General features: G+C 46.8%; 18 protein-coding genes and 1 pseudogene. 16 read left to right on the top strand and 3 right to left on the bottom strand.

The window, feature by feature from the left end; all coding sequences use genetic code 11:
• Positions 1-110 precede the first annotated feature (110 nt).
• From AC121Z_RS10995 to AC121Z_RS10975, 5 genes and pseudogenes are all read left to right on the top strand, one after another.
• Positions 111-215 (top strand): annotated as a pseudogene (locus AC121Z_RS10995) (DapH/DapD/GlmU-related protein); the annotation flags it as partial.
• A 96-nt stretch (positions 216-311) separates the two neighbouring features.
• On the top strand, positions 312-1853 hold the full coding sequence (locus AC121Z_RS10990; protein ID WP_498124071.1) for an AbgT family transporter: 1542 nt from the start codon (positions 312-314) through the stop codon (positions 1851-1853).
• A gap of 367 nt (positions 1854-2220) precedes the next feature.
• Complete coding sequence (locus AC121Z_RS10985) at positions 2221-3312, top strand: 3-deoxy-7-phosphoheptulonate synthase (protein WP_498124070.1); 1092 nt, start codon at positions 2221-2223, stop codon at positions 3310-3312.
• Between the two features lies 1 nt (position 3313).
• Entirely contained in the window at positions 3314-4459 is a 1146-nt protein-coding gene (tyrA, locus tag AC121Z_RS10980) for a bifunctional chorismate mutase/prephenate dehydrogenase (protein WP_498124069.1), read from the top strand.
• 87 nt (positions 4460-4546) lie between these two features.
• Complete coding sequence (locus tag AC121Z_RS10975) at positions 4547-6868, top strand: methyl-accepting chemotaxis protein (protein WP_498124068.1); 2322 nt, start codon at positions 4547-4549, stop codon at positions 6866-6868.
• A 27-nt stretch (positions 6869-6895) separates the two neighbouring features.
• Here AC121Z_RS10975 and pheA read toward each other — a convergent pair whose 3' ends face one another.
• The 3 genes from pheA to yciH all read right to left on the bottom strand — a co-directional run bounded on the left by pheA (position 6896) and on the right by yciH (position 9461).
• Entirely contained in the window at positions 6896-8077 is a 1182-nt protein-coding gene (gene pheA / locus AC121Z_RS10970; protein ID WP_498124067.1) for a prephenate dehydratase, read from the bottom strand.
• A 171-nt stretch (positions 8078-8248) separates the two neighbouring features.
• A complete protein-coding gene (locus tag AC121Z_RS10965) occupies positions 8249-9049 on the bottom strand; it encodes a response regulator (protein ID WP_498124066.1) in 801 nt (266 codons plus the stop codon).
• Between the two features lie 91 nt (positions 9050-9140).
• Positions 9141-9461, bottom strand: coding sequence for a stress response translation initiation inhibitor YciH (gene yciH / locus AC121Z_RS10960; RefSeq protein WP_498124065.1), 321 nt, complete (start codon positions 9459-9461; stop codon positions 9141-9143).
• Positions 9462-9587: 126 nt separating this feature from the next.
• On the opposite strand from yciH, the gene AC121Z_RS10955 reads away from it, so the two are divergent.
• The 11 genes from AC121Z_RS10955 to AC121Z_RS10905 all read left to right on the top strand — a co-directional run bounded on the left by AC121Z_RS10955 (position 9588) and on the right by AC121Z_RS10905 (position 22086).
• Positions 9588-9893: an STAS domain-containing protein gene (locus AC121Z_RS10955; protein WP_498124064.1), complete on the top strand. Its 306-nt coding sequence runs from the start codon at positions 9588-9590 to the stop codon at positions 9891-9893.
• Between the two features lie 9 nt (positions 9894-9902).
• Entirely contained in the window at positions 9903-11546 is a 1644-nt protein-coding gene (locus tag AC121Z_RS10950) for a SpoIIE family protein phosphatase (protein WP_498124063.1), read from the top strand.
• Positions 11547-11657: 111 nt separating this feature from the next.
• Complete coding sequence (locus tag AC121Z_RS10945; RefSeq protein WP_498128221.1) at positions 11658-12665, top strand: extracellular solute-binding protein; 1008 nt, start codon at positions 11658-11660, stop codon at positions 12663-12665.
• A 57-nt stretch (positions 12666-12722) separates the two neighbouring features.
• Positions 12723-14300 (top strand): ABC transporter permease, encoded by a 1578-nt coding sequence (locus AC121Z_RS10940; protein WP_498124062.1) that lies wholly within the window; start codon positions 12723-12725, stop codon positions 14298-14300.
• A gap of 7 nt (positions 14301-14307) precedes the next feature.
• A complete protein-coding gene (locus tag AC121Z_RS10935; RefSeq protein WP_498124061.1) occupies positions 14308-15381 on the top strand; it encodes an ABC transporter ATP-binding protein in 1074 nt (357 codons plus the stop codon).
• A gap of 62 nt (positions 15382-15443) precedes the next feature.
• Positions 15444-15878 carry a tellurite resistance TerB family protein gene (locus AC121Z_RS10930; RefSeq protein ID WP_498124060.1) on the top strand — a complete coding sequence of 145 codons (435 nt, stop codon included), beginning with the start codon at positions 15444-15446 and terminating at the stop codon, positions 15876-15878.
• A gap of 8 nt (positions 15879-15886) precedes the next feature.
• Positions 15887-18013, top strand: a complete 2127-nt coding sequence (locus AC121Z_RS10925; protein WP_498124059.1) for a putative bifunctional diguanylate cyclase/phosphodiesterase — start codon at positions 15887-15889, stop codon at positions 18011-18013.
• Between the two features lie 359 nt (positions 18014-18372).
• Positions 18373-18639 carry an EF-hand domain-containing protein gene (locus AC121Z_RS10920; protein ID WP_498124058.1) on the top strand — a complete coding sequence of 89 codons (267 nt, stop codon included), beginning with the start codon at positions 18373-18375 and terminating at the stop codon, positions 18637-18639.
• 105 nt (positions 18640-18744) lie between these two features.
• The gene (locus tag AC121Z_RS10915) at positions 18745-20151 is read left to right on the top strand and encodes a sensor histidine kinase (RefSeq protein ID WP_498124057.1); all 1407 of its coding nucleotides are present in this window, start codon (positions 18745-18747) and stop codon (positions 20149-20151) included.
• A 3-nt stretch (positions 20152-20154) separates the two neighbouring features.
• On the top strand, positions 20155-20736 hold the full coding sequence (locus AC121Z_RS10910) for a hypothetical protein (RefSeq protein WP_498124056.1): 582 nt from the start codon (positions 20155-20157) through the stop codon (positions 20734-20736).
• Positions 20737-20739: 3 nt separating this feature from the next.
• Positions 20740-22086, top strand: a complete 1347-nt coding sequence (locus AC121Z_RS10905) for a sigma 54-interacting transcriptional regulator (protein WP_498124055.1) — start codon at positions 20740-20742, stop codon at positions 22084-22086.
• Positions 22087-22115 lie beyond the last annotated feature (29 nt).

The raw sequence follows: 22115 nt of genomic DNA, 5'->3' as shown, positions 1-22115 counted from the left end.
ATTTAGGTAACAATGTGCTGATTGGTCCGCAATGCGTACTTACGGCAACCACTCATCCAAAGGACCCTGCGCTCAGATTAACGGGATTACAACACGTGGCGCCTATTCATATCGGCCATGGTGTGTGGATTGGTGCACATGCGACCATTTTACCCGGCGTTAGAATCGGCGATGAGGCCATCATTGCGGCTGGTGCAGTTGTAGTCAAAGACGTACCGGCAAAAACCACCTTTATAAAATAGCCAGGTGGGCAGAGCTGTGGTTAAATAGAGCGGCTTTTTAGAACTAGAATAATAGAAGTAAGGCAACCTATGACAACAACAAACTCTACTTGGGTGACCCGCGCTCTCGACAAAGTCGAAGTCGTCGGTAACAAACTCCCTGATCCTGCGATCATCTTTTTTATCTGTTTAGTGATTGTATGGGCTCTATCGGCTGCACTCTCGGGTGTTAGTTTCGATACCATTGACCCACGCACAGGCCAAGCCGTTGTGGTTAATAATCTTTTGACGGGTGACGCCATGGCTGATTTTCTCAGCCGCATGGTCAAAATCTTCACCGGTTTTGCTCCCTTAGGCGTTGTTTTGGTCGCCATGCTGGGGGTCGGGGTCGCAGAGCATTCGGGCTTTATCAGTGCCGGTTTAAAGCGTATGCTGGATGCGACACCTAAAAGTTTATTGACACCGATGGTTGTCTTAGTGGCAATCATCAGTCATACCGCGACAGATGCTGGCTATGTGCTGGTTATTCCGCTAGCTGGGGTTATTTTCTATGCCATGGGGCGTCATCCTCTGGCCGGTATCGCGGCTGCCTTTGCCGGCGTTAGCGGTGGGTTTTGTGCCAACTTTATTCCGTCTGCGATTGACCCTTTACTGCAAAGCTTTACGCAAAGTGCGGCGCAGATTATTGATCCAGCCATCCAAATTAATCCGTTGAACAATTGGTTTTTCAATAGTGCTTCGACTCTGTTGATTGTCAGTATAGCCTGGTATTTAACGGATAAGGTTATTGAGCCGCGCTTAAAAGACGTTGAGGTTGATGGTGACCCGGCAGATATCCCGAAGTTTGACGACTTAGATCCACGCCAGACGCGTGCCCTGCGTTTTGCTACAGCGACCATGGTATTGGGTATCATTGCCTTAGTGCTCATTTTGTATCCAGCCGATTCACCGATGCGCGACGCCAACGGCGAATTAACCAGTTTTGCCGCGCCCGTGATGCAATCGATTGTGCCGTTAATTTTCTTGTTGTTCCTGCTGCCCGGTATTGTGTATGGCTATATGTCAGGCACATACACCAAAACCAAAGATATGATCGACAGCATGACCAAAGCAATGCAGGGCATGAGTTACTACATTGTAATGGCATTTTTCTGCGCGTTGTTTATTGATGCGTTTGGAAAATCTAATTTAGGCGCATTATTGGCCATTGAGGGTGCTCAAGTGCTTAAAGCTATGGCGCTGCCAAGTATGGTGACCATCGTGGGGATTATTTTCCTTACCGCGTTTGTAAATCTATTTATTGGTTCATCGTCGGCGAAATGGGCGCTGCTAGGACCCATTTTTGTACCTATGTTGATGCAATTAAATATTTCGCCAGATTTAACCCAAGCGGCTTATCGTTTAGGTGATTCGTCATCGAACATTATTACCCCACTGATGCCTTATTTCCCCTTGGTGGTGGTGTATTGTCAGCGGTACGTTAAGTCAACAGGGATCGGCACATTACTCTCCTTGATGTTACCGTTTAGTATTTCCATCTTGCTATTATGGACAGTCTTCTTGCTCGCCTATTGGGGCTTAGATATTCCGCTGGGGATCCAAGCCAGTTACGTTTATCCAGCAGCGGGTTAGACAATCTAAAACTACTTATTGTGTGGCTAGCATGCGCTAGTCGCACACCATTTTATACCCTTCAAAAACATGTAATCTAAGCTATATCCAATGTTACAGCCTGCGTTAAAAACATGCGCTTTCTCGCCCACTTTAACGAAAGCGGATCCTGATTGCAGCGCGTGACCCTTAGTAAATAAAATAAACTTCGTCTTTTACCGGATTTCACTTGCTTATCAGTGCTCAAATTGATAAAAAGTCAAGGATTGCTGGCAAATGTTTACAGGCTGGTTGTAAACATAATAATACAAAGACAGAACGCCTCACCCTCGCACATTCGCTGCAATGGAATTAATGCTTTTATTTTCTAATTTTTATTGAGATCCCAATGTTCAAGGACACCATAAATAATATTCATGTCAGCTCAGAAGAAGTCTTGCTGACACCTGAGGAACTCGCGCGTGAGTTGCCGGTAAGCGACAAGGCGTTACACGCCATCGCACAATCAAGACAGGTTATTTCCGATATCATTCATCGACGCGATCATCGCTTGCTAGTGGTTTGCGGTCCCTGCTCAATCCATGACACGGAAGCCGCGAAAGAGTATGCGCTCAAACTAAAAGAATTACACGAAACCTGCAAAGACAGTCTATATATAGTCATGCGGGTATATTTTGAGAAGCCGCGCACGACAACCGGTTGGAAAGGGCTGATTAATGATCCACATTTAGACGGTACGTTTGATATTGAAGCGGGGTTGCGTAAAGCCCGTGAGCTATTGATTTGGTTAGCCGAGCTTGAATTGCCACTTGCGACTGAAGCGCTGGATCCGATTAGCCCGCAATATTTGGCTGAATTATTTAGTTGGGCCGCCATTGGTGCGCGTACCAGTGAATCACAAACGCACCGTGAAATGGCCAGTGGTTTGTCGATGCCAGTAGGCTTTAAGAATGGTACCGACGGAAGTTTAGAAATCGCGATAAACGCACTGAAATCCGCGGCCTCTGGGCACAGTTTCATGGGCATCAACAAACAAGGGCAGGTGAGTATTATTAAAACTCAAGGCAACCCAGACGGACATATTATTTTGCGCGGTGGCAAACAGCCAAACTATGACAGTGTCTGTGTATCTGAATGTGAGCGTGAGCTAAAAGAAGCCAATCTCTCTGCCAGTTTGGTGGTCGATTGCAGTCATGCCAACTCATCGAAAGATTATCGTCGCCAACCCTTGGTTGCGCAAAACGTGGTGAATCAAATCCTGGAAGGGAATCAGTCCATTATCGGTATTATGTTGGAAAGCCATATTAATGCGGGCAACCAGAAAAGCGACGGGGTAGCTCGTGAAGCGCTACAGCACGGTGTTTCGATTACTGATGGTTGCATTGATTGGGCGACCACCGAAGCGGTTATTTCACAAGCGCGAGAACGCCTGATCACGGTTCTGCCGATGCGCCAAAGTAAATTTACCAGCCAGCATTGATATGGACCAAACACCAGCGGCTAAATTGGCAGCGTTACGGGCGCAGATCGACGAGTTGGATACCCAGCTGGTTGATTTACTGCGTCGCCGTGCCGAGGTAACGGCTCAAGTCGGCAAAGTAAAAAGCCAAACGGGGATGCCTATATACGTGCCAGAGCGCGAAGCCGAGCTCATCGCTAAGCGCCGTCAGCAGGCCGAGCAGGAGGGGGTCTCGGCGAATATGGTTGAGGATTTATTGCGCCGCATCATGCGAGAATCCTATGCCACTCAAGATGGCGAATTTTTAAAAGCGAAGCCGGGGATCAACAACGTGGTTGTTGTGGGGGGCGGCGGTGCTCTTGGCCGCATCTTTACCGAGTTATTTCGACGCAGCCATTATTCGGTAAGTGTGGTTGAAAAGGAAGATTGGGGGAGTGCCGAGCCGTATTTTTCTCAGGCTGATTTAGTATTGATTTGTGTACCCATTACACTGACTGAAAAGGTTATCCAGCAGCTCCCCTCATTACCGCCACATTGCGTGCTTGCAGATATTACCAGTATTAAACAAGCCCCCTTAACTGCTATGCTAGCTCAGCATACTGGACCTGTGGTGGGGTTACATCCTATGTTTGGCCCTGATTCTGTTGGTATGGTTAAGCAGGTGGTTGTGGTTTGTGATGGCCGGGGCGCAGAGCACTATCATTGGTTAATTGAACAAATGATCATCTGGGGTGCCAAGGTGCAAGAGTCAACGGCTGAAGCGCACGATTCGGCCATGGCATTTATTCAGGTGATGCGCCACTTTAATACCTTTGTTTATGGTTCGCATTTGCAACATGAAAATCCCGATCTACAATTACTCACAAACTTTAGTTCTCCGATTTATCGTCTTGAATTAGCCATGGTAGGGCGACTTTTTGCTCAAGACCCTGAATTATATGCCGATATTATTTTCAATGATCGGCGCAACATTGCTCTCTTGAGGCGTTTTGCCGAGCGTTTTGTTGAGGCGTTAGCGGTGTTAGAAAGTGGCGATAAGGCAGCCTTTATTAAGCAGTTTATGCAAATAGGTGGTTGGTTTGGTGAATATGCCAAACAATGCCTGGTGGACAGTAAAAAGCTGTTGCTTAAAGCCGATGATGACCAAATGCTACGTTGGCAAAAGTAAGCGCTCAGGTCAGACCTCTTTAGGTGCATATTTACTATAGGTTAATCCTTTAAGTGAAGTGGTTTCAGTAGACATAAGGGCTCTGCTATGACATTTAAGTTAAGGTTATTAATAACCGTTTTGTCAGTGGTTTTTGGTGCAATCGTATTAACCGCTGTGTTGTCTTTAAATACGGCAGTGTCAGAGTCCACCGCCGCGTTGGAAAAGTCGGCGCGTGAAAAGCTTACCATAGAAAATACCCAAGTAGCTGAAGCTGTCGAGGGGTATTTCCATGCCATCGAATCACAAATACGGGTTAAGTCCAGCGAACCTTATATTATTGAGGCTGCCAAGGCCTTTATTCCGGCATTTAATCAGTATCAGTCACAACGCTCAGCGCTCAGTGGCGGCGAGCGCGCCGCGCTGCAAAGTTACTACACCAATGATTTTGCCCAGTTATATCAAGCGCGTAACAACCAAGCGGTAAGCGATCCAGAGGCGCTGGTGAGTGGCTTAAGTGCGAATGCCCAAACCTTACAATACGACTTTATTGCAGGATCCAGTTTTGCCATTGGTGAAAAAGACGGTTTGTCGCGGTTATCGAATAGCACTGAATATGCCCGCTTACATGCCCAGTATCACCCAACCATCCGACAATTCCTGAAAGAGTTTGGTTACTACGATATTTTTATTGCCGATATTGCCACCGGCAATATTGTGTACAGCGTATACAAAGAGCTGGATTATGCCACAAGCTTGCGTTCCGGTCCCTACGCCAATACCGGTATCGGCGACGCGTTTAAGCTCGCTGCCGCAGCCCGCGAAGGCGATGAAGTATTTTTCAGCGAGTTAAAGCCGTATTTACCCTCCTACAATGCGCTAGCCGGTTTTATTGCCTCACCGATTTACGACAATGGGCAGGCGATTGCGGTATTGATTTTCCAAGCGCCATTGGATCGTATTAATCAAATATTAACACACGGTCAAGAGTGGCAAAAGCGCGGGTTTGGCGAGTCGGGTGAAACCTACATTGTGAATCCTGCGGGTTTATTGTTAACTGAAAGCCGGTTTTTCTTGGAATCTCCGGATGCCTATTATGCTGCGGTTGCAGACAAGTATCCGAACGTCGCCAAAAATGCCCGCTCAAGTGGCACTACCGTGGGTATCCAGCCAGTGCGCACGGCCACTGCACAAGCCGCATTGCGCGGTCAATCTGGTTTTGAGGTGGTTGAGGATTATCGCGATGTGGCGGTTTATTCCGCGTATTCGCCGATTAAAATAGGTGATTTTAACTACGCACTGCTTGCTGAAATTGATGAAGAAGAGGCATTACGAGCTGCAGCTGAGCTGTCTGCATCGTTAACGACTTCGGTCACCATCGTGGGTATGATCATTCTTTTGATCGGTGCTGGTATCGTGATTTTCATGGCACGTATATTGTCTGCGCCTATCAATAAGCTTGGTGATACCTGCGAGGGGCTCACCACCGGCGAAGGCGATTTAACCATTCGCTTACGTGAGAGTAATATCCCCGAAATCGACCGCGTGGTGCGCGCATTTAATACCTTTATTGGGCAAATTCGCGACTTAGTGGCACAAGTCAAAGAAGATGCGCATTCATTGGCATCGGCTTCAGAAGAGCTGAGTGCAATTACCGAACAAAGCGAGAAAACCTCTAAAGAGCAACGTGATCAAACTCACATGGTGGCCTCCGCGATGCAGGAACTTTCGGCGTCCATAGCTGAAGTGGCGCATTCCACTGTGACGACGCGCGACTTCAGTGTCAAGGCGAAAGCCAGCTTGGATGAAAATATGGAGCGCGCGGACATGGCAGCGGAGAATATTAAGTTATTGGTTGACCTTATTCGTGACTCCAGTGAAGTGATCACCTCATTGAAGACTGAAGTTAATCAAATCACTACCGTGTTAAATGTGATCACCAGTATTGCTGATCAGACTAATTTGTTAGCTTTAAACGCCGCCATTGAAGCAGCACGTGCCGGCGAGGCCGGGCGCGGTTTCTCAGTGGTTGCCGATGAAGTGCGCGCGTTAGCCACCCGTTCCCAAGAAAACACGGTGGAAATATCCAAAATCGTAGAGAAGATGAACCTATCGTCAGATAAATCCGTTAATGCCATGGAGCGCGCTGCGGCCGCGGCTGATGGTGGTATTCATTTGGTTGATCTAGTAACACTTGCAATGAACGAGTTATCGGACACCATCGACAAAGTTCAGGAAATGACGGATACCGTTGCATCTGCGACCACCGAGCAAGATACCACCTCTGATTCAGTCACCGAAAGCATTACGCAGATTTCTGATATGTCAGCGGATGTAGAACAGGGCGCGACGCAAACCAGTGCTGCCGCTCATGACCTCGCACGGATTGCCGCGCAGGCCAATGCGCTGGTGGATCGATTCAAAGTTTAACTGGGAATGAGGTCAAACGCTGGCGGATTATTCCGCTAGCGCATTGACTGCAGCCACTCGGGTTGGACTGATTTCCTCGCTGGGATAACACCCCAAGACCTTGAAGTACCGCGTGATCTTGCTCAATTGTTCTAAGGCATTTTGCATTGGGCCATCTTCAATGTTGCCATCCACGTCCAGGTAAAACATTTCTTCCCACGGATTACCCGGGATCGGACGCGATTCAAGTTTAGTCATATTAATCGCATTGTCTTTTAATACTAATAATGCTTCGACTAGTGCGCCAGGTTTCTGCACGGTAGACATGACCACCGTTGTTTTGGCTGGTACTTGCAGCGGCACGCTCACTGCCTTGCGTGAGACCACGATAAAACGCGAATGATTTTCTTTTTGATTGGCTAAGTTGGATTTAATGGCGTGCAAACCATACAGCGACCCACCCGCTTCACTGCCAATCGCCGCTACCGTCGGATCTTGCAACTCGTTCACTTTGATCATCGCCGCCGAAGTACTGTCACAGGGTTTTACTTCCACACTGCCTAACTCAGCCAAAAAGTGACTACATTGAGCAAACACTTGCGGATGCGCATAAAGAACTTTAATCGCTGCAACTGACGTATCACCACTCACTAACAAACTGTGTCGGATAGGGTGGGTGAGTTCACCAACGATACTTAGCGAGGTATGTTGCAGTTGGTCGTAGACCTCATTAATACTACCTGAAGACGTGTTCTCAATGGGCAAAACCGCGTAGTCGGCTTCGTTGTTTTCAACCTTATGAATGATTTCAGCAAAACTCTGACAGCCGATTTCGAGTAATTCACCGGCACGCCGACTAAAATACTTTTGCGTGGCCAAATAGCTATATGAACCTTTATCACCGAGGAAGGCAACGCGGTTAAGGGGCAGGGAACTACCGGGATTGGCACGTGCCGCTAACATGGCTTGCTGGTTTAGCACCGAGTCTTCAATGATCACATGAAAGATTTGCGTGACATAGTGGGGATCAAGTCCCACGGCTTTGCCTTGCTGGATCAAGCGCACCAGCAATTGTTCTTCGCGTTTTTGATCGCGGACCGGGATATGGTGTTTGATTTTAGTTTCGGCTACCTGATTGGTAAATTGACGGCGCTCGGCCAGCAGTTCAAGTAGTTTCGTATCCAGTTCAGTAATGGATAAGCGCAAAGTCTCTAGAGCGTCAGTCGGCATAGACAATCCTTCATTGTCAAAAAAAAACCTCCCAAGAGGGAGGTTTTAGTTAAGTACACGGCACCACCCTGCCTAATTTCTAATAGACATAAAGGTAAAAAAGCGAGTGGTGTTGGTTAATCGTTGCATGACTTGACTTTATGTGGATGCCAGAGCCTTGTCAATGCTTAATTACTCGCTTAACAAGGCCGCCAGCATCGCGCGTACCTCATTGGCTTCAAACGGCTTATCGCACAACGCGTTGACCCCGGTTTGCTGAATGTTCGCCATGTGCGCACTGTCTTGTGACTCTGAAGTCACCATAATGATCGGAATGTGTGTGGTCTCAGGATTAAAGCGAATGAACTCAGATAACTCGCGCCCATCCATTTCCGGCATATTGTAGTCGGTAACCACCAGGTCAAATGCTTCGTCTTTAAGATAGGTGAGGGCCAAAGCGCCATTTTCAGCCTCGCGGATTTTGCGTAATCCCATACCCTCTAGAACCCGACGAATATGATTGCGGGCAAGCCGACTATCATCCACCAATAACACTCTTACATCTTGTATATCAAACAGGTCAAGTTCTAACTCATCAGTGTTGATCAGATCTAAACTCGCATTGAGCGCGCGAGATAAATGCAGTGGTTCAAAAGGTTTGGGTAAAATAGCGGCCACGCCAGCTTGCTTGAATTGTTCAAGCTTTGCCAAGCGATTTTCGCTCGACACTAACATAAACGGAGTAGCAGCAATGCTTTCGGTTTCTTTGATCATTTTGAGCAAATCGAGTCCGGTACCGTCTTCGAAGTACATGGCGCTCACCACTAAATCGGCGGCGTGGTTTTTTAACGCCGCAACGGCTTCTGCAACCGTCGACACGGCATCAATCTCTTTCACTTTTTCTTTTAACAAAAGTGAGGTGATAATTTTACGTTGGGTATCTGAAGGCTCAACCAACAACAGGCTTAGGTCAGAAATCGAAAGTTTGTCCATAGTGTATCCAAGTTATTTAACGCATTGGGTTGCGTTAACGGCAATACGTAAAGTGTAGACGATCGTGCAGAGAAGCAACATGCGAGGTCTATTAACCCCCCGCAAGTTTTACGGTAAAGCCTTGCTTTTGCAATAAATCTTTCAGCTTTTCACGCACATCGCCTTGGATCTCAATGCTGCCGTCTTTCACCGAGCCGCCACAACCACATTGCTGTTTTAAGCTTTTGCATAATGCTTTTAACTCGCTTTCGGCGAGATCCAATCCTTTAATGATCGACATCCCTTTGCCTTTACGACCTTTGGTTTCGCGGTGGATACGTACAATTCCATCGCCTTTTTCAACGCTTTTCTTGGGCATCTCTGGCTTAATCCTGCCAGTGCCTGTGGAATATACTAAAGGATTGTTTGCCATGCGTAGATTACACCTGAATTAATAATTGATTTTTTATTATTGTTTAATTAAAACAAAACACTAAGTTCAGTGCTACACTGAACTGTGATTAATTAATCCTCTATTTAGCAAGCGAGTATTTCACTTATGGCTCTTGAAGCAATGTTGTCGGCTGACGAAAAAACCATGACCATCAAGATGGATGATAAATTCGATTTTGGCAAAGTGCAGGACTTTCGCAATGCCTATTCAAACCTGCCGGAATCAGTGAAAACCATCGAGGTTGATTTGACTGACACTGAATACATGGATAGTTCAGCCTTGGGTATGTTACTCAATATGCAAAAAGTGCTCGGAAGCACTGTATCACGTTATATTATTTCGCACAGTCGTCCGCAAGTGCTAAAAATTCTCACTATTTCTCGATTTGATAAAAAATTCGATATTAAATAGCGAACTGCAATGCGCGTTTTAATCGTTGACGATGAGTCCATTAATCGCTTCCTACTTGTGCATATGCTGGAGGAGCAGGGCTACTTAGACGTCTACGAAGCTCGCTCTGGGCATGAAGCCCTAGTCTTGTGTGAGAAGGTCAACCCTGATCTCATCCTGCTGGATGTTGTTATGCCTGATATGGATGGCTTGGAAGTGGCCAGTCGAGTGAAGTCGGGTAACGACGCGGTGTATTTACCGATTATTTTTATCACATCTTTGGATGAACGCGAGACGGTGGTCCGTTGTCTGGATGTTGGCGGTGATGACTTTGTCTCTAAACCTTTTGATAAAACTGTCCTTATTGCAAAAGTTAAAGCTCATCTCAGGACGCGCGAGCTGAGTAAAAGTCTCGACGCGCAAAATCAACAATTAACTTACTTTCGCAATTCAGTCGAGCGCGAGCGAGAAATCATTGAACACATCTTCAGTAAAGCGATTGTAAATAATCCGGCAGTAACGCCGTATTTTGATTATCGCAACTTTCCTGCCGACGAATTCAGTGGCGATGTGTTTTTATGTGAAGCGAGCCCGAATGGTGGACTGTATTTTTTAATGGGCGACTTTACCGGCCATGGTTTAGCCTCGGCCATCGGTGCGTTACCGGTAACGCGTGCGTTTCAGGCGATGGCTAGTAAAGGTTTGTCAGTATCAGAAATAGCTACAACCCTTAATAAAACGCTGGAAAAGCTGCTCCCTATTCATATGTTTTTCGCTGCGGCTATTGTTGAGGTTAGCGAAAGTGGGCGGCGTTTTAATGTGTGGAATGGCGGTATGCCGGAGTTGTTATTGCAAGGGCCTGATGGGGCCCTGCTCAAACGCTTTGCCTCTCAACATATGGCCTTGGGGATCCTTGAAAACGACGAATTCGACGATATTGATGAAACCTTTGAGGTGGAGTTAGGCTCTCGTATTATTGCATACTCCGACGGCCTGATTGAGTTACACAACCAAGACGGGGACATGTTCGGTGAAGAAGGGTTAGAGCGCCTGTTTATCGGTAACCCCACGATTACGGTTGAACAAATCCTGGCGGAAATACAAAAATTTGCAGCGGACGAATTACCGCACGACGATGTCAGCTTAGCCATATTTACCTGTCAAGATTTAGCTAGCTTAAAACGGGAGCACACAGTTTCATCTTTACCTTTTGCCGTGACCTCGCATTTATCTCCTGAGCTATTGCGGAAGGGAGATGCCTTACCACACTTTATTGACTTAGTGTGTAGTCAAATGGGGCTTTCTTGGGTGCGTTCTGACCTGTTTACAATCATGACTGAACTCTACAGCAATGCACTGGAGCATGGCGTTTTGCAATTGCCTTCTGCTATGAAGTCAAGTAGTGAAGGATTTATTGAGTATTACACCTTGCGGGGAGAGCGACTCGAGACACTCACTGAAGGCTTTGTGCAATTAAGTGCGCGCTATGAACCGGTAGAACGACTGCTTATCATCTCTGTTACCGATAGTGGTGAGGGCTTTGAACCTGCTGGAATAGAGGTTGTTACGGATGAATATAATTACGGCCGCGGGCATGTTTTACTGCGTGAGCTGGCTCAATCCGTAGAGTTTAAAGAGGGGGGTAAAACCACCGAAGTGACGATTAGTATTTAAGTGTTCAGCTAACTTATCCCAAATCTAGGACAAAACTACAAAAGCAGTTGAGTTTAATGTAATTGAGAATTATTATCAGTTACTGATAAAAAACAGGAGTGCTTTGTGTCCATCAAATCTTTGTTACCTGCCGTAATTTTCTCTGTGGTGTTGTCAAGCCCAGCTTTTTCCGCCGAGCTCAATGTGTACTCCGCACGCAAAGAAGCACTGATAAAACCTTTGTTGGATAAGTTCAGCCAACAAACCGGTGTGCAAGTAAATTTGGTGACTGGGAATGCGGATGCATTGATTACCCGCATGCAAACTGAAGGGCAATTTAGTCCCGCCGATGTGCTCATTACAACTGACGCCGGACGTTTAGTGCGGGCCAAGCAGGCCGGTATTACCCAACCGCTAGCAAGTGCAAAGGCGAAAAATCTGATTACCGACAATCTGCGTGATGCCGACATGCACTGGATTGCATTGACTAAGCGAGCGCGCCCGTTAATGATCGATCCTGACAAAGTGGATCCCAGTGTGATTAACAGTATTTTCGATTTGGCAGATGCACGTTACCGCGGACAAATTTGTGTGCGCTCTTCAAGCAACATCTACAACCAGTCAATGGTCGCGGCGTTATTGATCGAACATGATACAGCGACAGTAGAAGCCTGGGCGAAGGGCATTGTGGCGAACATGGCGCGTACGCCAAAAGGTGGGGATCGTGATCAAATCAAAGCGGTTGCGGCAGGTCAATGTAGTATCGCTATTGCAAACACTTATTACCTTGCAGGTATGCTCACTTCAGCAGATGAGAACGAGCAGGCGCAAGCACGTCAAGTGCGCGTGCATTGGGCCGATACTGATGCTGCTACACATATAAATATTTCCGGTATAGCGATAGCAAAACATGCACCGAATGTGGCTCAGGCGCAGGCACTGATTGACTTTATGTTATCGGCTGAAAGCCAGCGCTGGTACGCTGAGGAAAACAATGAATATCCCGTAGTTAAAGACGTGCCATGGAGTGAAGTGTTAATGTCATTCGGCACATTTAATGCGCAGGCTGTGGATCTGCAACAGGTTGGCGAGTTAAATGACGATGCATTGCGTCTAATGGATCGGGCAGGGTGGAAATAGTCAGCATTGCACTTTAGTCATGTGAATCGATACACCCTACTGATAGGGCTCTTGGCAATGGCGCTTTTAGCGCCATTGTTGATTATTGTTGGTCATTTATTTTTTCCTGACTGGCAGGTGTGGCAGCACTTGGCAGCTACGGTGTTAGTGGACTATATCAGCAATAGTATTGGTTTGGCTCTTGGGGTCGCCCTTGGCACGCTGCTGATTGGCGGCTCCTGTGCTTGGTTGATGACTACGTTTGAGTTCCCATTCCGCCGCGCCGCCCGGGTGTTATTGTTATTGCCCCTAGCGATGCCGGCTTATATCAGTGCGTACAGTTATACAGGTATGCTTGATGTCGCGGGTCCGGTGCAACGTTGGTTACGTCAGCTATTTGACTGGCAATACGGCGATTACTGGTTTCCAGAGGTGCGTTCATTACCTTTTGCCATCTTATTGATGTCTTTAGTTCTCTATCCTTACGTATACATTTTAGCGCGCACCGCATTTGCCGAACAAAGCGCACGGATGTTTGAAATCGCACAAACCCATGGTCATTCCCGCTGGCGTTTTTTTTGGCAAGTAAGCCTACCATTGGCTCGCCCCGCATTGCTGACAGGGGCAGCATTAGCGATGATGGAGGTGCTGGCGGATTATGGCACGGTACATTATTTTGGTATTAATACTTTCACTACAGGCATATTCAGAGCATGGTACGCGATGGGGAACCGTTCGGCCGCAGCCCAGCTCGCAGGGTTATTGTGCTTGTTTGTTTTACTCGTTTTGGTGCTGGAACAATACAGCCGGCGCAAACTGAAATTTTATCAAAGCGGACAACCCCATAGTAACCAAAAGCCTAGGTTGCGCTTACAGGGCTGGCGCGCATTTGCTGCATCGACCTGGATATTAGCGCCAGTGGTCTTAGGTTTTATTCTCCCAACGCTGCAATTAATACTATGGGTCATGGATAGCTGGCAAAATGTAGCTTGGCAGGACTATTTTGAGTTGATCAAGGCAACCTTCAGTGTGGCACTACTAACCGCTGGTGTCGTAGTTACACTGGCTTTAATTTTTACCTATCAAGCACGTTGGCTCGGTTCCTGGTGCAGTGTTTGGCAAGTCCGTTTACTCAGTTTAGGTTATGCTCTGCCGGGTATGGTCATAGCTATTGGTGCACTCATTGTGTTGGGGCAGATTGACCATTGGCTAAATACGGTTTGGCATGCTGCAAACGGAAGATATATTGGCTTGTTATTTTCTGGCTCACTGTTTGCGTTAGTATTTTGTTATGCGATACGCTTTTTAAGTGTCGCTTTACAAAATACAGAGGCTGGCGCGGCGCGTATCGCCCCTTCGATGGACGACGCAGCGTTAACCTTGGGGCAGGGTCGATTAGGCACGTTTAGCAAAATTCATATGCCGCTAATGAAGGCCAGTATATTGAGCGCCAGTTTATTGGTATTTGTGGATGTTCTAAAAGAATTGCCCGCAACCCTGGTACTGCGACCTTTTAACTTTAATACTCTGGCAGTGCGCGCCTACGAACTGGCATCTGATGAGCGCTTATATGATGCGGCGTTACCGGCATTGACCATTGTCGGGGTCAGTTTACTGCCCATTTTTGTACTTACGCGTATGCTTGATAAAGGATGATAAAACCATGTTATCGGTAGATTCTCTGGCTGTTGGATATTCCAAAGACGCGCGTGCAGACGTTTTACGTAACGTCACCTTCCAGTTACGCGAGGGCGAAATTGGGTGTTTATTGGGTCCATCTGGGTGCGGAAAAACTTCCTTGCTACGCACAATTGCAGGCTTTTTAGCACCGCGAGAAGGGCAAATAACGATTGATCATACTTTGGTTTCTTCAGCAACTCATATACAGCCTGTCGCGCAGCGCGAAATTGGCATGGTATTTCAAGATTTTGCCTTATTTCCACACTTAACTGTGCGTCAAAACATAGCATTCGGCTTGACTCAGCATGGAACAAAGGCTGCGCAAGAAAGAGTCAGCGAGATGTTGGTAATGGTCAATTTGCAAACGCACCAAGACTGCTATCCACATGAACTGTCTGGCGGCCAACAGCAACGAGTTGCTTTGGCGCGCGCGCTCGCACCGCGACCTAAATTGTTGTTACTCGACGAACCGTTTTCTAGCTTAGATACTCAGTTACGCGAACAACTGGCCTTTGATGTGCGACGTTTATTAAAAGAACTCGGTATAACCGCATTAATGGTCACTCATGATCAGCACGAAGCCTTCGCGATGGCTGACAAAATTGCGGTACTACAAGGGTGTAAACTGCATCAATTTGGCACTGCATATGAACTTTATCACGAGCCCGCGTCGGCATTTGTTGCTGGTTTTATCGGTGAAAGCGTGTTCGTTCCGGTTACCCTTGACGAGCAGCGGATGCTGCAAACGCCGCTCGGGGTATTTGACGCCAAAATACTTATCGCAAGGGAAAATGCTAAATTAGTCGCGAACGCTCGCTTGAATCTTTTAGTGCGACCGGATGATATTGTGCATGATGACGTGAGTCCGTTTAAAGCCAAGGTCATACATAAAAAGTTTCGTGGTGCCAACATACTCTATCGTTTGCGCTTGCAGGCGAGCACTCAAAGTACCGAGGCTGAAGTCTTATGTTTGGCGCCAAGCCATCATAATCATGCTTTGGGCGAGAACTTTGGTATTCGTTTGGCGCTTGAGCATCTCTTAGTGTTCCCACAGTAAGCGTTAATGGACGCTCGTCAAGTGCTGGTATACACTGCACAGATCACACAGAGGCAAGTCGTATGATCAAATCTTTTTTGGCCTTATTCGAAGAGCGGGTCAATCAGCAAGCCGATGAGCAACATACCTTGGAGTTAGCCACTGCGGCGTTAATGTTTGAAGTCGTGCGTGCTGACCGTACATTGGACGCCGCAGAGCAAGCACACGTCGGTGCGCTGCTGCGCGAGCAATTCAAACTAACGGCAGAAGAATTAGATGCACTGTTGACACAAGGACAAGAGCACGCTGAAGAAGCGATTGACTTAGTCCAGTTTACGCGTGTTTTAAATCAACACTATGGCTTAGAGCAGCGTGCAAACTTTATTCAACAATTGTGGTCAATTGCGTTGAGTGATGGCCACATCGACATGCATGAAGAGCATGCCATCAGGCGTATCAATGATCTCTTACATGTACCTCATTCAATGTTCGTTCAGGCTAAGCTGAAAGTGGTATAAGCGGGATTATGTTACAACGATTTTTTTCTAGCATTCGCACCTCACTACTGCTTTCTGCGTTAGGTTTTACGCTGTTATTGACCTGTGCGGTTATGTGGTTAGTTGTTAAAGAACATCAAAAACTTTACTTGGATGGCGCAACGGCGAATCTTACTGCGCTCGCCGATAATATTGGCAATGATTTGTTGCCTTTGATTGGCCCTGATCTGGATATTGTCGCAGTGACCTCAGCCTTACTTCGCCTTGATGCGTATCCGGACATTATCACTGCTAATTTATATGACCGTAATTTAACCCTTGTCCAGCAATACGTGGGGCGAGCTGGGAGAAATCAAACTGCACTGGTACAAGCTTTAACGGGGTCTCTATCCGAGCCGAGTTTGGGGACCTATTTACACAACGATTATCTCTACAGTGTTAAGCGCATCGGCGAGCGTGATTTTCCGAAGGGCTATCTGGTGGTAGTCAATGACATCAATACCACACTGCAGCGCAGCCAGCAGCAATTGGTGATAGCCAGTTTGCCGTTGCTATTAATTATTTTTTTGGTGTTGTCGGTGATCTATTCATGGGCACTTCGAAAGCGCATGCGGCCACTGATCGCGTTATCTGATTTCACTCAAAGATTACAATTTACTAAAGATTACAGTCAACGATTTGAGGTGAAAGGAAAAGACGAAGTGTCAGGGCTGGCGCGTAATATCAATGGCTTAGTGGGTACGATTGAGCATGAACTCAAAATTAATCGTGAACAAACCGCGAAATTGATCGAGCAACAACGCACGATGACGCGCTTAGCGAACTATGACAGTTTAACCGGGCTACCCAATCGTCAGTTTGTGATGGACACATTAAAACTTGAATTGGCCCGAGCCCTGCGTTCAGAACAAGACCTCGTGTTGATGTTCTTTGATCTGGATGGGTTTAAGAGTATCAATGATTCGCTTGGGCATGAAACCGGCGATAAAGTGCTGGTCGATGTGGCCGGGCGAGTCAGCTCATTAATGCGTGACGGTGACCTGGTGGCGCGCCTTGGAGGAGATGAGTTTTTGGTGATCCCATCGCGCGATACCACTCAAGCAAACATTCACCGCATGGCAACACGCCTGATTGATGCCTTTCAGGAACCGTTTTGTTACAACGGTTTAGACCTCTATGTTGGGGTCAGCATCGGTGTATCCAAAGCGACGGACGCAAACTTTGACATTAATGAATTGGTTGGCAATGCAGACATTGCAATGTACCGATCGAAGGCTGCTGGTAAAGGAACCTATACCATATTTGATAGTTCTATGATCGAAGATCATAAGCGTAAGTTAATGATCGCAAATAGTATCAATTCAGCGATTACCAATGATGAGTTGCGAGTGCATTATCAGCCCAAAGTTGGGCGTGATGGTACCATTGTTGGCTTTGAAACTTTGCTGCGCTGGGCACATCCAGTACTAGGAATGATCCCACCGGCCGAATTTATTCCAATTGCGGAGCAGGGCGGTAAAATCCCCAGTATTACCTCATGGGTGCTAGAGCGCGCGTGTAAGGATCTTGCGCGTATTAAAAGTATGTTCCCGCAACGTTTTAGAGTATCAGTCAACCTGTCTGCATTTGATCTAAAGAACCCTTCACTGTTTGATTTTATAACGAATTTATTTGAGCGCTATGCGGTTGACCCGCGATTTTTTGAACTAGAGGTGACGGAGTCTGCTTATCTCGAAAGTTTTGCTGCCAGTGATAAATTCTTTCGGCGAGTAAGCAATATGGGCTGTGCGATCTCACTGGATGATTTTGGTACAGGCTATTCGTCATTGGGGTATTTAACCCAAATTAGCATTGATACACTCAAGATTGATCGTCAATTTGTACGTGAATTGAAAACCTCTGAGCGCAGCCGTATGGTTACCGGTACAATTATCGATCTAGCAAAGCGACTGAACCTAACCATCTGCGCGGAAGGTATTGAAGAGGTCAGTCAGATAGACTATCTGTTTAGCCAAGGATGCGATCATTTGCAAGGGTTCTACTTTAGCAAGCCGATATCCCTTGATGCGCTGGCTGAGTTACCGGCTAAATTCAGCATGCCAGAATTACAGCAGTCTCCACAATTAAAAATTCCCTATGATATGGCGAACGAGTAGCTCAACTCCGTCAGCTGGTGCTAATAGGCGACAGATTGCGGCCTGATAATGCTTCGCATTATAAAAATAAAATTCAATTAAAACATAGATTTATATTTATCTCCTAAGAGGCTAAGACGAACACTGTTGAATTTTTTAGGGGCTGAGTGACGTTTTAATGCAAAACCACTAGCGTTGTCGTCTGATAGCGACGAATTACTCTTTTTTTCATTATTGAAATCAACACTATTTAAATAAAAACAGTACGTTACAAGTTCTGGCATCGGTTCTGCAAATGACGCTTTGGCAAGGCATGGGCCTGCACTCAATAGCAGTGCGACGGAAGTATTCATGTCAAACAACAAAGTGAGGAAACGAGAATGAACAAAACACAGAAATTTTTGGCGGTATTATTTTCAGCAATGGCGTTACAAGCGTTCATCACTGCGAATACAGATGCGCAAGATAGGCCTGATTTGATGGCATTACTTGACGTTGACCAAGATGGGTTTATTAGCTTAAAGGAAGCGGTTAGCGATACCAATTTATTGAAAAATTTTGGCCTCATTGACACTGATGAAGATGGCAAAATCAGTAAAGATGAATTAACCGCCGCAGACTTAACCGCCGCGGTCGATATCGAATAAGCACTCGTATGCTTGCTTGTGCCCAGCGTGAATGTTGGGCGCTTTTAATTGCTGCACGACAGTGACTGTGCGATCCTTATAACGATTTTATAAACAAGGATTGCTATGCAACTGGGCTCTTTACGCCAGCTAACGCTGATCAGTTTTGTGGTTGCCCTAATCCCACTCGTCACTTTACTTTGGCAAAGTCAAAAAGATCTCGCTGAAGTGGCACGAATGACAGCTGATGACAATCGTTTTGTTGTGAGTATGGTCAGTGCGATGCGAAATTTAGAAAATGACGCAGTCGACATTGAACGACTGACCCGCCAGTATCGCGTCGTGCAAAATGATACCTTGGCCACCTTGCTGAATAATCGATATGTAACCTTTAACCGCGATTTGGATACCATTTGTGACGCGTTACTAGGGATTGACTGTCAAAACATGTATGCCCATGTCAAAGCCCTTGCTCAATTGGTCGGCGATGAACCTACGCCAATTCTTGAGCAACGGCTGACCCGATTTAATCGTGAGATGTCGGTATTAGAGCAAGCGTTAAGTGAGACGATCAATCATCGCATTGAACAACAGCAAGCAACGTTGCTGGCGATCAAGCATAGGCAAGCCTGGTCTACAGCACTGTTAGCCGCTTTGTCGCTAGCTCTGGTGATAGTCGGCAGTCAGCTTATTGTGCACCCTTTTAAAAAGCTGAAAGCGGTTATAAAAGCCATTGCTCAGCAGGCCTCTGAACTGCCGCCGCTGAGTCAAAACGGCCCAAGAGAATTGATTGCTATAGAACATGATTTGCACTGGCTTGCCGATCGTCTCGAGCAATTAGAACATCTGCGCACAGCGTTACTCCGCCATGCTTCACATGAGCTAAAAACGCCATTAGCCAGCATCAAAGAAGGATGTTCAATATTAAGTGAAGAGGTCGTTGGAGAGTTAAACCGATCGCAGCGCGAAGTCATCGAACTGCTGTTGTCGAGTACCGACCGACTAAATTTACTGGTCGAAGGGTTACTGAATTATAATTTATTGTTGCAACAAGCGGAGCCACTGATCCAGCGATATGATGTTGCGGCCATGATTAGTGAGTGCTTGACTGATAATGCACTGGCATTGCAACAAAACGGGCATCAGGTAGATGTGCGAGTAGACGTTCAGCAGGCGTCCGTGGATGAAGCCTTATATCGCCGAATTTTGGATAATCTTGTGTCAAATGCGATTGCCCACGGCACTCCTCACACAACCATCAGATTGCATGTCTATCAGGCCGATAGTTACATCATACTTGATGTGGCCAATAGCGGGCAGCCTATTGCGGTAGAACAGCGGGAGGCATTGTTTGAGCCGTTCATTCGAGGTTCTGGCAAACGTAACGATAAAGTTATCGGTGCTGGACTGGGGTTATCGATTGTCGCGGATTGCGCGCGTTTAATGCATGGCTATGTCACCATCGTTGATGTAGATTATGCTGATGTGTGTTTTCGTGTCGCTATCCCTGTGCTCAGTGGGAGTGAAAAGTAGCTTATGGTACGAGTATTAGTTGTAATTACTGCGGCGCTACTTATGGCTGGGTGTCGCACATTGACGACACCTTTCTTTGGCTCCATGGAACAACAGGAAGGGACTAGCGACACGTGTGTGTTTGTTGCTAACGTTCGTGACATACCGCAGAAGAGTATATCGCGAGAGCACTGTAACCTGCTGTTTTGGCTGGAGTATTGGGCTAATCAAGCGGAAGTGGCTTGGCCAGAGCGGAAACAAAAAATAGCTCAACTTGACCAATCCTTGGTGGCACAATTGCAGTTATTTATTCTCTCGCAGCCGCTCGATACACCTTATCAGACTCGCTTGCGGGCGCAGTCAGTATTTACCGCGTTAAGTCCAGAGCTGGCGCCTGATTTTCAGCGTTTATTGCATGAACTGGCTTATCTTCCTAGCCAAAAGCTACTTGAGTATGAGTCTGCAATCACGGTTTTAAGTCAGGTTAATACGCGACAAAATCAACAAATCAAAGAACAGGCGCAGTTATTGCAGGAGCAAGCGGAAAAGCTGGATCAATTATTAAATATTGAAGCCGCTATTCTGGAAAAGTCTTCGGAGCGTTAGCCAATGCAAAATACCCCATCACAAGTGAGCCCTACCATTTTGTTAGTTGATGATGATCATAGCCTCTTGCGGTTAATGACCATTCGGCTGCAGGGAGAGGGGTTTGAGGTGATCAGTGTTGCCAGCGCTAAAGAAGCACTGCAGCAAATCAATGTAGCAGCAATTGACGTGGTACTGAGTGATCTGCGGATGCCTGGGCAGGACGGGTTAGCACTGTTTGAAGAAATTGTTGCCAATCGCAAGGACTTACCCGTCATCATTATGACAGCCCACGGCACTATCCAAGATGCAGTAGCAGCCACCGAACGCGGCGTATTTGGGTTTTTAACCAAGCCGGTCGATCACCGCGAGTTACGTAAATTGTTGGATAAGGCACTGAGCCAAAAGACGGCTGCGCAACAAAGCAATTGGAGTGACGAAATTGTTACCCGTTCAGCAGACATGTTGCAGGTGCTGGACCAAGCTCATCGCATTGCTCAACGTGATGTTAGTGTACTGATCACCGGTGCGAGTGGAACGGGTAAAGAGTTATTGGCGCAGGCTATTCATAAGGCCAGTCACCGGAAAGACCGTGCATTTGTGGCGATCAATTGTGGCGCACTGCCCGAGAACTTGCTTGAGTCAGAATTGTTTGGACATACTAAAGGCGCTTTTACAGGCGCGGTGCAGGCTAATCCTGGCTTATTTAAAGAAGCCGATGGAGGAACTTTATTTCTGGATGAGATCGGTGATATGCCGACGACGCTGCAGGTTAAGTTGCTGCGCGCGCTGCAGGAGCAACAAATTCGTCCGGTTGGCAGTAGTAAGGTTATCGATATTGACGTCCGGATAATATCGGCGACGCACAAAGATCTGGAAAAGGAAATGCGTACAGGGACTTTTCGTGAAGATTTGTATTACCGTTTGAATGTCGTCAACTTGAAGTTACCCACGTTAAAGCAGCGAGCGGAAGATATTCCTTTATTAGCTCGCAATTTGTTGCAAAAAAGCGCCAGTCGTCACAATGTCAATGTTAGTCGCTTTTCTGACGACGCGATGCAATTATTAGCAACCTCAAACTGGCCCGGCAATGTTCGGCAACTGGTGAATGTAGTAGAGCAATGCGTCGCACTGACGCAAACCCCAGTGATTGCCGCACACTTGGTAGAGCAGGCGCTATCCTCATCGTCGCAAAGTTGGCCAACACTCACTGAGGCGCGCGACGCGTTCGAGCAACGTTATCTTGCTAAACTACTGAAAATTACCGATGGCAACGTGACACGGGCAGCTGAAATGGCAGGCCGCAATCGCACTGATATGCATAAGCTAATGAAAAAGCACGCACTTGAGGCGGCTGCTTTTCGTCAATAGGCGGGTTGGTCATACCTTTCGTCATCTCA

It is taken from the genome of Alteromonas sp. DYW1 (assembly GCF_059752595.1).
Note: the sequence above shows the minus strand (reverse complement) of the source record. Positions and strands in the feature narration are given on the sequence as shown.

Bases quoted from the DNA above. Each gene is read 5' to 3' on its own strand.
- AC121Z_RS10950 (WP_498124063.1), top strand. From the start codon at position 9,903: ATGCGCGTTTTAATCGTTGACGATGAGTCCATTAATCGCTTCCTACTT.
- pheA (WP_498124067.1), bottom strand. From the start codon at position 8,077: ATGCCGACTGACGCTCTAGAGACTTTGCGCTTATCCATTACTGAACTG.
- AC121Z_RS10905 (WP_498124055.1), top strand. From the start codon at position 20,740: ATGCAAAATACCCCATCACAAGTGAGCCCTACCATTTTGTTAGTTGAT.
- AC121Z_RS10910 (WP_498124056.1), top strand. From the start codon at position 20,155: ATGGTACGAGTATTAGTTGTAATTACTGCGGCGCTACTTATGGCTGGG.
- AC121Z_RS10985 (WP_498124070.1), top strand. From the start codon at position 2,221: ATGTTCAAGGACACCATAAATAATATTCATGTCAGCTCAGAAGAAGTC.
- AC121Z_RS10915 (WP_498124057.1), top strand. From the start codon at position 18,745: ATGCAACTGGGCTCTTTACGCCAGCTAACGCTGATCAGTTTTGTGGTT.
- AC121Z_RS10990 (WP_498124071.1), top strand. From the start codon at position 312: ATGACAACAACAAACTCTACTTGGGTGACCCGCGCTCTCGACAAAGTC.
- AC121Z_RS10930 (WP_498124060.1), top strand. From the start codon at position 15,444: ATGATCAAATCTTTTTTGGCCTTATTCGAAGAGCGGGTCAATCAGCAA.
- yciH (WP_498124065.1), bottom strand. From the start codon at position 9,461: ATGGCAAACAATCCTTTAGTATATTCCACAGGCACTGGCAGGATTAAG.
- AC121Z_RS10965 (WP_498124066.1), bottom strand. From the start codon at position 9,049: ATGGACAAACTTTCGATTTCTGACCTAAGCCTGTTGTTGGTTGAGCCT.
- AC121Z_RS10955 (WP_498124064.1), top strand. From the start codon at position 9,588: ATGGCTCTTGAAGCAATGTTGTCGGCTGACGAAAAAACCATGACCATC.
- AC121Z_RS10975 (WP_498124068.1), top strand. From the start codon at position 4,547: ATGACATTTAAGTTAAGGTTATTAATAACCGTTTTGTCAGTGGTTTTT.
- AC121Z_RS10920 (WP_498124058.1), top strand. From the start codon at position 18,373: ATGAACAAAACACAGAAATTTTTGGCGGTATTATTTTCAGCAATGGCG.
- AC121Z_RS10935 (WP_498124061.1), top strand. From the start codon at position 14,308: ATGTTATCGGTAGATTCTCTGGCTGTTGGATATTCCAAAGACGCGCGT.
- AC121Z_RS10925 (WP_498124059.1), top strand. From the start codon at position 15,887: ATGTTACAACGATTTTTTTCTAGCATTCGCACCTCACTACTGCTTTCT.
- AC121Z_RS10940 (WP_498124062.1), top strand. From the start codon at position 12,723: ATGGCGCTTTTAGCGCCATTGTTGATTATTGTTGGTCATTTATTTTTT.
- tyrA (WP_498124069.1), top strand. From the start codon at position 3,314: ATGGACCAAACACCAGCGGCTAAATTGGCAGCGTTACGGGCGCAGATC.